The organism is Rhodococcus sp. NPDC057014 (assembly GCF_042673295.1).
In the GTDB taxonomy this organism is placed as follows: Bacteria; Actinomycetota; Actinomycetes; order Mycobacteriales; family Mycobacteriaceae; genus Rhodococcus_F.
The window spans coordinates 69,318-84,545 of record NZ_JBHUSF010000001.1; the positions used below are offsets into that span (position 1 = coordinate 69,318).

General features: G+C 70.2%; 1 protein-coding gene (cut by a window edge). It reads left to right on the forward strand.

Annotated elements, in window-relative coordinates; all coding sequences use genetic code 11:
* Window positions 1-15,228, forward strand: partial view of a non-ribosomal peptide synthase/polyketide synthase gene (locus ACFTZB_RS00305; protein ID WP_378429592.1) — the beginning only. 18,489 nt of this gene lie beyond the right edge of the window; 15,228 of the gene's 33,717 nt are visible here — the first part of the coding sequence; the start codon lies at window positions 1-3; its stop codon lies off the right edge, out of view.

A 15,228-nucleotide genomic window follows, 5' to 3' on the forward strand; every position in this document is an offset into this window, starting at 1 on the left:
ATGGGCGACGTTCCCCTCACTATCGCCCAGTACATCGAGCTTCGCGGCGACATCGACCTCGACCTCCTGACCGAGGCCACCGTCCGCACCGGCCGGGAGTTCGGCTCCGGCTTCCTCCGGCTCGTCGAGATCGAGGGGATGCCGCACCAGTACGTCGACAAGTCCCTCGACGACGCCATCACCTACGTCGACCTGCGAGGCGAGGACGATTCCGTCGACGCTGCCGAGAAGTGGATGCGGGCCAACTACAGCGCCCCGGTCGACCTCCTCGAGGACCGCCTCGTCGTGGTCTACCTGCTCCACGTCGGCGAGAACCACTACTTCTGGTTCTGCCGCATTCACCACATCGCGCTCGACGGCTTCGGCGCGATGGCGCTGATCGCGCGCATCGCCGAGATCTACACCGCACTCGTCGAGGGCGCCGAGCCGCCGGCCTGCCGCGCCGAGGACCTGGTCCGGATCGTCGAGGACGAGCAGCGATACCGCAATTCCGACCGCTTCGCGAAGGATCGCGAATACTGGGCCGAACGCACCGCGCACCTGCCCGAGGCGCCGAGCCTGGCCGGTCGTGCCGCGATGGTCGGCAAGTTCGCCCGGCTCTCCTCCGAAGCACTGCCCGAGTCCACCGCCACCCTTCTCGACGAGGCACTGGGCGGCAGCAACGCCAGTTCGGCGCCCATCGTGGTGGCCGCGTTCGCCGCGTACCTGGCCCACATGACCGACCGAACGGACGTCGTTCTCAGCCTGCCGGTGTCGGCCCGCACCACCGCCACGTTGCGGCGTTCCGGCGGAATGGTGTCCAACATCGTTCCGCTCCGCCTCCAGATCACCCCGGAGATGACCGTCCCCGAGCTGGTCAAGAGCGTGCAGATCGAACTCACCGGAGCCCTGCGCCGCCAGCGCTACCGGCACGAGGACATCCGCCGCGACGCCGGCGCGCCCCAGGGACAGCGCGGATTCTTCGGGCCCTCGATCAACATCATGATGTTCCACAGCGAGATCAAGCTGGGAACGGTCACCGGGCACCAGAACGTCCTCACCACCGGGCCGGTCGAGGACCTCTCGCTCAACATCTACCAGGGTGTGGCAGGCAGCAAGATCCACATCGACTTCGAGGCCAACCCCAACCTGTACTCGGCGGACGAACTGGACCGTCACCACAGCCGCTTCTTCGACTTCTTCGAGCGCTTCCTCGGCGCCGGCGACGACGCCTCGGTGTCCGACCTGGCCACGATGAGCGGTGAGGAATACGAGCAGGTCGTGACGCGGTGGAACGGCGACGTCGTGGCCCCGCCTGCGGGCACCGTCGTCGACCTGTTCGACGCCCAGGTCGCGCGCACGCCCGACGCGACGGCACTCGTCTTCGAGGGCGAGGAGCTCACCTACGCCGAGTTCGACGCGCGGGTGAACCGCCTCGCCCGGACACTGATCGGCCGGGGCGTGGGTCCGGAGACCAAGGTCGCCCTCGCGATCCGCCGCTCGCTCGACTCCATGGTCGCGATGTACGCCGTCGTCAAGGCAGGCGCCGCATACGTGCCCCTCGACCCCGACCATCCCGCCGAGCGCACCGCATACGTGCTGGAGAGCGCGCGCCCGCTGTGCATCCTCACGGTCGCGCGGGACGGTCTCGTCTTCCCCGCCGATCACGACGTCGTGCAGATCGACGCCGTGGATGCGAGCGGCATCCCGGCGGGCCCGATCCGCGACGAGGAGCGGACTGCCGGCCTTCGGGCCGCCAACCCGGCGTACGTCATCTACACGTCCGGCTCCACCGGGCGACCGAAGGGCGTGGCGGTGAGCCACGCTGCCGTCCTGAACCAGGTCACGTGGATCGCGTCGCGCTACGGCCTCGACGCGAACGATGTCGTGCTGCAGAAGACGCCGACGACGTTCGACGTGTCGGTCTGGGAACTGTTCGCCGCACTCGCCTCCGGGGCGCGCGTGGTGATCGCCGCGCCCGAGGGGCATCGCGATCCCGCCTACCTCGCCGACGTGATCGCGCGCGAGAACGTCACGGCGACGTCGTTCGTCCCGTCGATGCTGTCGGTGTTCGTCTCCGAGGCCGACCGCGAACAACTCGTCAGCCTGCGCGTCGTTCTCGTTGCGGGAGAAGCGTTTCCGCCTGCGGTCGCAGCAGCGTTCCGGGCGAAGTCCGGCGCCGAGTTGCACAACCTGTACGGCCCCACCGAGTTCACCGTGCACGCCACCGCCGGCGAGGTGGACCGGGAGTCCGCCCACACGATCCCCATCGGTACTCCGGTGTGGAACACCGAGGCGTACGTGCTCGACGGTCACCTCCGGCCCGCACCCATCGGATCCGCGGGAGAGCTCTATCTCGCGGGCGCCCAGGTGGCCCGCGGCTACGAGGGCAGGCCGGAGCTGACGGCGGAACGCTTCGTGGCCAATCCTTTCGGCGCCGCGGGGACCCGCCTGTACCGCACCGGCGACCTCGTCAAGTGGCGCGTCGACGGCAGCATCGAGTACCTCGGCCGTACCGACTTCCAGGTGAAGGTGCGCGGCCTGCGGATCGAGCTGGGCGAGATCGAGTCGGCGATGTCCTCGTATCCTCATGTGGCGCAGTCGGTCGTGGTCGTGCACGACAGTTCCCTCGGGCAGCGGCTCGTCGGTTACGTCGTTCCCGAGCCCGGTTCCGCGGTGGACGTCGACGATCTGACGGTCCACGTCGGCCGCGCGGTGCCCTCGTACATGGTTCCCGACGCCGTCATGGTGCTCGCCGAGATGCCGGTCGGCGCGAGCGGCAAGCTCGACCGGAAGGCGCTGCCCGAACCCACGTTCGCGGCGGAGTCCAGCGAGTACGTGGCGCCCCGCAGCACCATGGAGGAGTCGATCGCCGGCCTGTTCGCCGAGGTCCTCGGTCTGCCGCGCGTCAGTGTCGGCGACTCGTTCTTCGCGCTCGGCGGCGACAGCATCGTCTCGATCCAGCTGGTGTCCCGCGCGAAGGAAGCCGGCGTCCTGTTCACCGCCCGGGACGTCTTCGAACGCAAGACCGTTGCCTCGCTCGCCGAGGTCGCGAAATCCGCATCCGATTCGGCGACGGTGCACGTTCTCGAGGAACTGCCGGGTGCCGGAATCGGCACGATGCCGCTCACACCGGTCGTGCACTGGATGACGGAGCTGGGCGGCGACTTCCACCGGTTCTCCCAGTCCATTCTCCTCGCGCTGCCGCCGAAGGTGGAGCGTGAGCGCCTGGTGCGCACGCTGGCGGCCGTCGTCGATCGCCACGACGCCCTGCGTTCGTCGTTGCGGCGCAACGACTCTCCGGCCGGGTGGTCGCTGGAGGTCGCTCCGATCGGCTCGGTCGACGTCGACCGCCTCGTCGATCGCGTCGAGTTCACCGACGGTCCCGGCACCGGCACGTTCGAGGCGCTGGCAGCGCACGCCCTCGAGCGCACCGTGGACAGGCTGAACCCGGCGACCGGCAGTGTGGTGCGGTTCGTCTGGTTCGCGCCCGCCGAGGACTCCGCCGAACCCGCCCCTCGCGACGACGCGGACGGCGACACCGCGGAGGCAGAGAGCGCCCCGCGGACGGGACGCCTGCTCGTGGTGATCCACCACCTCGCGGTGGACGGCGTCTCCTGGCGAGTGCTGGTGCCCGACTTCGCGTCCGCCTGGGGGCAGATCGCCGCCGGGGCCGACCCGCTGCTCCCGGCCGTCGGAACCTCGGTCCGCCGCTGGGCGCACGGCCTCGCCGACAACGCGCGCAGTGCCCGGCGCGTGCGCGAACTCGACTACTGGCGCACCACCCTCGACGGTGCGGACCCGCTGATCGGTTCACGGGCCCTCGACGGCCGCGACACGGTCTCCACCACCGGCCGGGTCCGCCTGGAAGTCTCGGCCGACGTCACCGACGGTCTGCTGACCGATGTGCCGCGCGCCTTCCACGGCGGCGTGAACGACGGACTTCTCACCGCCCTCGCGGTCGCCGTCGCGGCGTGGCGTGCGGAACGCGGCATCACCGAGTCCTCCACGCTCGTGCACCTCGAAGGCCACGGCCGCGAGGAGACGGTGCTGCCCGGCGCCGACCTGTCCCGCACGGTGGGCTGGTTCACCAGCATGTTCCCGGTCCGGTTGTCGGCGCCCGGCGTCGACGTCCACGACGCCCTCGCCGGCGGGGCGGCGGCAGGTCAGGCCGTCAAGTCGGTGAAGGAACAACTCGCGCGCGTACCCGAGCACGGCATCGGCTACGGCATGCTGCGGTACCTCAACGCCGAGACCCGCGCGGTCCTCGCGGCGCTGCCGAGCCCCCAGATCAGCTTCAACTATCTGGGCCGCGTGTCGGTCGGCGAGATTCCCGCCGCGTTCCGGGCGGCGGGCTGGGTCCCGGACACCGACACGATGGAGCTGACCGGCACCCGCAACAGCGAGATGCCGGTGCACTTCGCCCTCGACATCAACGCGATGATCGTGGACGTCGAAGGCGAACAACGACTTTCGGCCACCGTCGACTTCCCGCAGGGCGTCCTCACGGACACCGAGGTGGGGGAACTCACCGGCCTGTGGACGCGCGCGCTCGAAGGGCTCGTCGAGCACACGAAGCGTCCCGACGCCGGCGGCCGGACGCCGTCGGACCTCGACCTCGTTCGCCTGAGCCAGAGCCGGATCGACACCCTCGAGAGCGACTACCCCGCGCTCGCCGACGTCTGGTCGCTGGCCCCGCTGCAGGTGGGCCTGCTGTTCCACGCGTCGCTGGCCGGTGCCACCACCGACGTGTACACCACCCAGCTGGTCATGGACCTGGGCGGATCCGTCGACACCGGCCGGCTCCGCCGCGCCGCGGAATCGCTCGTCGCCCGGCACCCCAACCTGCGCACCGCCTTCGTCGCGGGCGACGACGGCACCGGCATGCAGGTGGTCGTCGACCGGGTGGACGTGCCGTGGACGCACGTCGACCTCTCGGCCGCGTCCGAGCACGACCGGGACGCCGAACTCGATGCGCTGATGCTCGCGAACCGCACGGACCGGTTCGACATGACGGCCCCGCCGCTGGTGCGATTCCTGCTGGTCGAGGAGGGTGCGGACCGCTACCGGTTCGCCGTCACCAACCACCACATCCTGCTGGACGGCTGGTCGCTGCCGATCCTCATCCAGGATCTGCTGACCCTGTACGCGGTGGACGGCGACGCGCTCGCGCTGCCGCAGCCGCGTCCGTACCGCAGCTACCTCGAGTGGCTGTCGGCACAGGATCCGCAGGTGTCGGTGGACGCGTGGGCGAAGGCCCTCGGCGGTGTCGAGGAACCCACCCTCCTCGCGCCTGCGCACACGGAGACCGCACCGGCGCTCACCCCCGGTGAACTCGTCATCGATCTGCCGGACGACCTGCTCGCCGACATGACCGCCCGCTCGCGCGAACTCGGCGTCACCATGAACACGCTCGTCCAGGCCGCGTGGGGAATCGTGCTGGGCAGGCTGACCGGACGGGACGACGTGGTGTTCGGCACCACCGTCTCGGGCCGTCCGCCGCAGGTGCCCGGCATCGAGTCGATGCTCGGGCTCTTCATCAACACCCTGCCGGTGCGGGTCCGCGTACGGGCAGGCGACGTCGTGCGCACCCTGCTCGACCGCATCCAGCACGAGCAGACCGAGTTGCTCGACCACCATCACGTCGGGCTCACCGACATCCAGCAGGGGCTCGGCCTCGGAGCGCTGTTCGACACCCTGATGGTCTACGAGTCCTACCCGCTCGACCGTGAAGCCCTCACGAAGAACAGCGACATCGAGGGACTCCGCGTTCTCGACGTGACGTCGAACGACGCCACGCACTACCCGCTGGCGATCGTCGCGATGACCGACCCGCGGCTGCACCTGACCGCCAAGTTCCTTCCCGAGCTGTTCGAGGCCGCCGAGGTCGAGGAGATCATGGCGCGGGTCGTCCGGGTGCTCGGTGCACTGGCCGGGGACGTCGACACACGCGTCGCCGACATCGACATCCTCGCGCCCGACGAGCGGGCGTCGCTGCTGGCGGCGCACGGCACCGACGCCGCCGCACCACTGACGCTGCCGGAGATCCTCGCCGCGACCGCGGCGGAGAACGGCGAGCGGACCGCGCTCGTCGCGGACGGCGAGTCGATGACCTACGCGGAACTCGACGCCCGCTCCAGCCGGCTCGCACGCGTGCTCATCGACCGCGGAGTCGGACCGGAAACGTCCGTGGCACTCGGGATGACGCGCTCGCGGCACTCGGTGATCGGAACGTGGGCCGTGGCCAAGGCCGGCGGCATGTTCGTGCCCGTCGACCCCCGCTACCCGTCCGAGCGCATCGCACACATGGTCGCCGACTCCGGCGCGATCCTCGGCCTCACCGTGTCCGCTCAGCGGGACGACCTTCCGTCGGGCGTCGACTGGCTCGCGCTGGACTCGTCCGAGTGCGAGTCGCTGTGCGCGGCGAAGTCGCCGGAGCCGGTGACGGATGCCGAGCGGACCACGTCGGTCCGGCTCGAGCACGCGGCCTACATGATCTACACGTCCGGCACCACAGGTCTGCCCAAGGGCGTCGTCGTCACCCACACGGGTCTGGCCAACTTCTCCGCCGAACAGCGCACCCACTACGGGGTGAGCCCGTCGGCGCGAACACTGCACTTCGCGTCCCCGAGTTTCGACGCGTCCGTCCTCGAGCTGCTGCTCGCGTTCGGTTGCGGCGCGACGATGGTCGTGGCCCCCGCCGACCTGTACGGCGGGGAGGAACTGCGACACTTCCTCGCGGACAACGACGTCACCCACGCCTTCGTCACGCCCGCCGCGCTCGCGTCGGTGGAGCCGGCCGGACTCGACCGGCTCGAGGTCGTCGTCGTCGGCGGCGAGGCGTGCCCGCCGGAACTGGTGGAACGCTGGGCGCCGGGCCGCCGGATGTACAACGGCTACGGTCCCACCGAGGCCACCGTCATGAGCAACGTCAGCAACATGCTGGTGCCCGGGAACCGGATCGAGATCGGTGGCCCCGTCTGCGCGGTCACCGTCTACGTTCTCGACGCACTCCTGCGCCCGGTACCCGTCGGCGTGGCAGGGGAGTTGTACATCGCGGGCCCCGGTCTCGCCCGCGGCTACCACGACCGTCTCGGCCTCACCTCCGAACGATTCGTCGCGAACCCGTTCGGTGAGAACGGCAGCCGGATGTACCGCACGGGCGACATCGTCCGGTTCGTCGTCGACCCCGGGCACCGCGCCGGTTACGGGGTGGAGTACGTGGGCCGCAGCGACTTCCAGGTGAAGGTCCGCGGCTTCCGCATCGAACTCGGCGAGATCGACGCGGCACTGGTGGCGCACCCGAACCTGGAATTCGCGGCCACCCTCGGCACGTCGCTGCCGTCGGGATCGACCGCGCTGGTGTCGTACGTGCTGCCCACCGCGGGCGCCACGGTCGACGTCGCCGAGGTGACGCACTTCGTCGGCGACACGCTGCCGGCGCACATGGTCCCGAGCGCGATCGTCGTTCTCGACGAGATCCCGCTCACCACCGCAGGCAAACTCGATCGGAAGGCTCTGCCCGAGCCCGATTTCGACGCCCTGCAGGGCGAGATGGTCGAGCCGCGCACACCCACCGAGGAACTGGTCGCCGGTGTCCTCGCGGACGTGCTCGGGCTTCCGAAGATCAGCGTCGCCGAGTCGTTCTTCGACCTCGGTGGCAACTCGCTCGTCGCGACGAAGGCGGTCGCGCGGCTCAACGCCGCCGCAGGCACCCGTCTGGGCGTGCGGGAGTTGTTCGAGGCGCCGACCGTGGAACGGCTCGCCGTCAAGGTCGCCGAGCAGGCAGGCACCGGCTCGGACCGCCCGGCGCTCGTCGCGCGGCCGCGCCCCGAACGGGTTCCGCTGTCGATGGCGCAGCAGAGCATGTGGCTGATGAACCGGTTCGACACGGCGTCCTCGGCGTACAACATCCCGCTCGCCGTTCGCCTGTCCGGTGCACTCGACATCGACGCGATGTCGTCGGCCGTCTCCGACGTACTCGCACGGCACGAGTCGCTGCGGACGGTGTTCCCGGACTCCGCCGACGGGCCGTACCAGCAGGTCGTCGACGTCGCCCAGGTTCCGTTCGACCTCATGCCCGTGCCGGTGCCCGAGGCCGAACTCCCCACGGCCCTCACCGAATTCGCCACCGAGGGATTCGACGTCACGGTCGCGCCCCCGCTGCGGATCCGGCTGTTCGCCACGAGCGAGAGCGAGTTCCTGCTCGTCCTCGTGGTGCACCACATCTGCGCCGACGGTGCGTCGATGGCGCCGCTCGCGCGGGACGTCATGGTCGCCTACAGCGCGCGCACCGCGGGCGCGGCCCCGCTGTGGCAGCCGCTGCCGGTGCAGTACCCCGACTTCGCGCTCTGGCAGCGCGACGTCCTCGGCGACCCCGCTGACACGCAGTCGCTCGCGGGCAAGCAGATCGCCCACTGGGCGGACACCCTCGCCGGGGCGCCCGAGCTGATCGACCTGCCGCTGGACCACGTACGCCCGGCCAGGCAGTCGATGCTGGGCGACTCGATCGACTTCGCGATCACCCCGGAGTTGCGGCGCGGGCTCGAAGCGGTCGGCAAGAACCACGGAGCGTCCCTCTTCATGGTGACGCACGCGGCGCTGACGACGCTGCTGTCGCGGCTGAGCAACAGCGACGACATCACCGTCGGCACCCCGCTCGCCGCACGCGGCGACCAGGCGCTCGACGACCTGGTCGGCATGTTCGTCAACACCCTCGTCCTGCGGACCCACGTGCGGCCGGGAGATTCGTTCTCCGGTCTCGTCGACCGGGTCCGCGAGGGTGACCTGGCGGCATTCGGCAATTCCGACGTGCCGTTCGAGAAGATCGTGGAGGCGCTGCGGATCCGGCGCTCGGCGGCCTATTCGCCGCTGTTCCAGGTGATGCTGTCGTTCCAGAACAACCGGATGGACGCGCTCGAGCTGCCCGGGCTGACCGTGCGCGTGATCGACGACATGGCGCAGGGCGCCAAGTACGACCTCACGTTGACGATCACCGAGAAGGCCGACGAGTCGGGTCGGCCCGCGGGTCTGGGCGGGCGGTTCACGTTCGCCACCGACCTGTTCGAGCGCGGCACCGCCGAACGTATCGCGGAACGGTTCGTCAGGATCCTCGAGGCCGTCGTCACCGATCCTGGTGTCGCTGTAGGCGACATCGACATTCTCACCGAACACGAGAGAGCAAAGTTGAGCCAAGCGCGACCTGCCCGCACGATGACGGTTCGCGAGCTTCCGCAGCTTCTGGCTGCTGCGGTCGACGTCGCCCCCGACGCCGTGGCCGTCGCCCACGACGGCATGCAGGTGACGTACCGCGAGTTCGACGAGCGCCTGCGCCTGATGTCGGCTCCGCTGTCCGAGCGGGGCATGGGCCCCGACGCGATCGTGTCCGTCGTGCTGTCCGGTCTGGTTCCCACCATCATGATGGCTCCGCCGTCGGAGGACGGGAAGGACGGCTTCGGCACGATCCTCGACCAGGTCATCGCGGACGCGCACGCCCTGGTCGGTGACATCGAGATCGTGGCACCCGCACCGGAGATCGTCGCCGCACCCGAGGCGGAGACGGAGGGCTGGCCGCTCGAACTCTTCGTCACCCGATGGCAGGAGTGGGTCGAACGCGACCCGCAGGCTCCCGCCGTCGTCGCCGGGGGTGTCTCGACCACCCGCGGTGACGTGAACCGTCGCGCCAACCAGCTCGCCCGCGAACTGGTGTCGCGCGGGGTTCGCCCCGACGACGTCGTCGCGCTCGTCATCCCCCGTTCCCTGGAATGGGTGATCGGGATGATCGCCGCATGGAAGGTCGGCGCGGCGTACTCGCCGTTCGACCAGAAGTGGGGGATCGACCGGATCACGGGACTCGTCGAAGACAGCGGAACGCGGGCCGTGGTGGCCACCCGGTCCTGGAGCGGGCTCACCGGCGCACCCACCGGGAACGCGGCGCTCGACCATCCGATCGTGCTCGACGATCCCGAGACGGTGCGTCACCTCGCCTCACTCGACGACACCGATTTCCCGCACGACCCGTGGTCCGACGAGCACGCGGGCAAGCGCCTGGGGCACGTCATCTCGACGTCCGGCTCGACCGGACGGCCCAAGCCGACGATGGTCCCGATGCTGGGTCTGTCCAACAACTACCAGTCGTACCAGGGCGACCTCCGGGTGAAGGACGGCACCGGACTGCTGATCGCGAACTCCCCCCTGTTCGACCAGACGCAGAAGAACATCTGGGTGGGACTCGCGTACGGCGGCGTGCTCCACCTCGCCGACGACGGCTTCGATCCGGGACCGATTCTCCGCATGATCGGCACCGGCGACGTCCAGATCACCAACCTCGCGCCGAGTGCGTTCGAGGTGCTCACCGAACTGGACACCGAGGGTGTCCTGCCCAACCTGAAGGTGATTCTCCTCGGCGGCGAGATGCTGCGGCCTGCGGCGTGCACGGCGCTGATCGGCACGGACTCGCGCCTGCTCAACAATTACGGTCCGACCGAGGCCTCGGTCACGTGCTCCTCGTACGAACTGGACCTCTCCACCGCGGACGCCGAGAAGTGGCCGGTCCCGTTCGGCACCGCGTTCCGCGGTGTCCGGTACCACGTGCTCGACGGCCGGATGCGCCCCGTGCCGCCGGGAGTGACCGGTGACCTGTACATCGGCGGCCAGGTCCTGGCCCGCGGTTACGGCAACATGTTCGGCACCACCGCGTCGCGGTTCGTGGCGAACCCGTTCGAGGGGCCCGGCGCCCGCATGTACCGGACCGGCGACCGTGTCCGCGAACTCGACCACGGTGGGCTCGTGTTCGTGGGCCGCAGCGACTTCCAGGTCAAGATCCGCGGTCTCCGGATCGAACTCGGCGAGATCGAGGCCGCCCTCACCGCGAACTGCGCGGTGCAGAAGTCGGTGGTGGTGGTGCACGACAGCGAGCAGGGCCCCCGGCTCGTCGCGTACGTCACCGCGACCGCGGGCGCGGAACTCGACGTCGACGCGACCGTGGACGCACTGCGCGACGTGCTGCCGTCGCACATGATCCCGGACACGGTGATGGTCCTCGACGAGATGCCGCTCAACGCGAATCTCAAGGTCGATCGCAAGGCTCTTCCGGAACCGGTGTTCACCACCGGCACCACAGAATTCGTCGCACCGCGCACGGCGCTCGAGGAAGTCGTCGCAGGCATCTTCGGTGACGTGATCTCCGCTCCGCGGGTGAGCGTCGACGAGTCGTTCTTCGACCTGGGCGGCAACTCGCTCAGCGCCACCCGGGTGGCTGCCCGCGTCACCTCGGCGACCGGCACCGAGGTCGGGATCCGGGACCTGTTCGAGGCGCCCACGGTCGCGACCCTCGCGAAGGTCGTCGAGGATCGGGCCCACAACGGCACCCGCCGCCCCGCACTGGTCGCGGGACCGCGGCCCCGGGCGTTGCCGCTGTCGCTCGCGCAGCAGCGGATGTGGTTCCTCAACCGTTTCGATCCGTCCTCACCCGCGTACAACGTTCCGCTCACCGTGCGGCTGCGCGGCGAACTGGACGTCGAGGCCCTGGCCGCGGCGCTGTCCGACGTTCTCGCGCGGCACGAGGTGCTGCGGACCGTGTTCCCGGACTCCGATTCCGGTGCGCACCAGGTGATCCTGCCCGCCACCGACGTCGACCTCGCCCTCGAACCGGTCGACGTCCGCGAGGAGGACCTGCGGGACCGGATGTTCGAGTTCGGGTCCACCGGCTTCGACGTCACCGACACGATCCCGGTCCGGACCCGCCTGTTCCGGCTCGGCGCGAACGACCACGTCCTTGTGCTCGTCATGCACCACATCGCGTCCGACGGCGCCTCCACGCTGCCGCTCGCCCGCGACGTCATGACGGCGTACGCGGCCCACCGGGAGGGCACGGAGCCCGCCTGGCCCGTGCTGCCCGTCCAGTACGCCGACTACGCGCTGTGGCAGCGGGACGTGCTCGGATCCGAGGACGACCCCGATTCCCTGGCCGCCGCGCAGATCGACTTCTGGTCGAAGACCCTCGCGGGTGTCCCCGACGTCCTGGCTCTCCCCACCGACCGTCCCCGCCCCACGGTGCGGTCGATGGCAGGCGCCTCCGTCGGCTTCTCCGTCGACGAGGACGTGCACCGTCGTCTCGGCGAGGTCGCGCGGGCGCACAACGTGTCTCTGTTCATGGTGCTGCACGCCTCGCTGTCAGTGCTGCTGGCGCGGCTCAGTTCGAGCACCGACATCGCCATCGGCGCCGCGGTGGCCGGTCGCGGCGACGAGGCGCTCGAGAACCTCGTCGGCATGTTCGTCAACACGCTGGTGCTGCGGACCGAGGTCGAGCCCGGAACCTCCTTCGCCGAACTGCTCGAGCAGGTCCGCGCCCAGGACCTCGCCGCATTCAGCAACCAGGACGTTCCGTTCGAGCAATTGGTGGACGCCCTGAATCCGACCCGGTCCACGGCGTACTCGCCGCTGTTCCAGGTCGTGCTGACCCATCAGGTCAACGGCATCCCGTCGCTCGAGTTCGCCGGGCTCGAGGCGACACCCGGTGCCGTGGACGTCGAGTTCAGCAAGTTCGACCTCACCGTCGACCTGCGCGAACTGTGGTCGGACGAGGGTGCGCCCACCGGGATCACCGGTGTTCTCGGGTACGCCACCGAGATCTTCGACGCGGCCACCGTGCAGGGATTCGCGGACCGCTTCGTGCGGATCCTCACCGCCGTCGCAGGCGGCGGAACCGACGTCGCGGTTGGGGACATCCCCATTCTCGACGCCGCGGAGACCGAGGAACTGACACCGGTCCGCGGTATCGAGGGCGTCGCGCCCACCACGCTCGTCGAACTGCTCGAGGCTGCGGTCGCCGCGAACCCGGACGGGGACGCGATCGTCTCGGGCGGCGACAGCATCACCTACCGCGAACTGGACGAGCGCTCGAACCGGTTGGCGCGCATCCTGATCGAACGCGGGGTCGGCGCGGAAACGTTCGTCGGGCTCGGCATCACCCGCTCGATCCCGTCCATCGTCGGCATCTGGGCCGTCGCCAAGAGCGGCGGCGCGTACGTGCCGATCGACCCCGGGTACCCGGACGAGCGCATCGCCCACATGGTCACCGATTCCGGTGTGGCACTGGGTCTTTCCGTGAGCTCCGAGGTCGGCAGGCTTCCGCAGGGCATCGACTGGCTGATCCTCGACAGCGACGACTTCGTGGACGCCTCGGCGCGCTACTCCACGGCTCCCGTCGCGGAGGCGGAGCGCCGGACGGCGGTTGCGCCGGCCAACAGTGCCTACGTGATCTACACGTCCGGCACCACCGGGCAGCCCAAGGGCGTCGTCGTCACGCACCGGGGTCTGGCCAACTTCGCCGCCGAACAGCGTGAGCGCTACTCGGTGACGACCGACTCGCGGACGCTGCACTTCGCGTCGCCGAGTTTCGACGCGTCCGTTCTGGAGCTGCTGCTCGCGGTCGGCGCCGGCGCCACCATGGTGATCGCCCCCACCGACGTGTACGGCGGACCCGAGTTCGCGAACTTCCTGCGCGAGCACCGTGTCACGCACGGCTTCGTCACGCCGTCGGCGCTGGCCTCCGTGGACCCGTCCGGGCTGGACGACTTCCAGTTCGTCGTCGCCGGCGGCGAGGCCGTCCCGGCGGAACTCGCGGCCCGCTGGGCGCCGGGACGTTCGCTGTTCAACGGCTACGGTCCCACCGAGACCACGATCATGACCAACATCAGCGACCCGATGGCCGCCGACGGCCCGGTCACCATCGGTGGTCCGATCCGCGGCACCAGCGCGCTGGTCCTCGACGATCGGCTCCGACCCGTCCCGGTCGGTATCGCAGGTGACCTCTATCTGTCGGGCCTCGGACTGGCCCGTGGCTACCACCGGCGCACGCCGCTGACCGCGGGACGCTTCGTGGCGAACCCGTACGGTGAGCCGGGCGACCGGATGTACCGCACCGGCGACGTCGTGCGCTGGACGAAGGACGCGGACGGCGCGCTGACCGTCGAGTACGTGGGCCGCTCGGACCAGCAGGTGAAGGTCCGAGGGTTCCGCATCGAACTCGGCGAGATCGACGCGGTGCTGGCGAAGCATCCCGCCGTCGACTTCGCGACGACGTCGGTGCTGCCCGGGCCGTCCGGGGATTCGGTCCTCGTCTCGTACGTGCTGCCGGCGCCGGGCGCCGAGGTGGACGTCACCGCGGTGCTGGACTTCGTGGGCGAGTTCGTTCCCACGTACATGGTGCCGTCGACGATCGTGACGCTCGACGCGATCCCGCTCACCCCCGTCGGCAAACTCGACCGCCGGGCGCTGCCCGAGCCGGAGTTCCTGGCGGAGGACCGCGAGTTCCGTGCTGCGGGAACCGCTCTCGAACAGCGGGTCGCCGCGGTGTTCGCGGAGGTGCTCGGTGTCGACCAGGTCGGCGCCGACGACTCCTTCTTCACCCTCGGTGGCAACTCGCTCGCCGCCACCCGCGTGATGGCGCGGATCAACGAGGCCGTCGGAATCGACGCGCCGGTCCGCGAGATCTTCGAGGCCCCCACGGTGGCGCAGCTGGCCCGCAGGCTGGAAGCGCTCGGCGTGGACGGCGGCGCCCGTCCGCCCGTCACCGCCGGACCGCGCCCGGAGCGTCTGCCGCTGTCGCTGGCGCAGCAGCGGATGTGGTACGCCAACCGATTCGACCCCGAATCGGCCGAGTACAACATCCCGCTGGCGCTCCGGCTCACCGGCGCACTGGACGTCGATGCGCTGCGGACGGCGATCACCGACGTCGTGGCCAGGCACGAATCGCTGCGCACGGTGTACCCGGATTCCGTCGACGGCCCCTACCAGGTCGTCCTGTCCGCGTCCGACACGCAGTCCGCACTCGACGTGGTCCGCGTGGCCGGCGAGCAGGAACTGCGGGAGCGGGTCGTCGAGCTGGCGTCGGCAGGTTTCGACGTCACCGCCGACGTCCCGGTGCGCGCCGCCCTGTTCGCGCTCGGGGAACGCGACCACGTCCTCGTGGTCGTCGTCCACCACGTCTCGGCGGACGGTTCGTCGATGGCCCCGCTCGCGCGGGACCTGTTCGGCGCGTACGGCGCACGCGTGCAAGGGGAGGGGCCCGGCTTCTCGCCGCTGCCCGTGCAGTACCCCGACTTCGCCCTGTGGCAGCGCACTCTCCTCGGCTCCGAGGACGACCCGGAGTCGCTCGCGGGCAAGCAGATCGCGTACTGGGCGCACGCCCTCGGCGATGCGCCGGAGGTCCTCGACCTCCCGGCCGACCGGCCGCGCCCGGCGGTC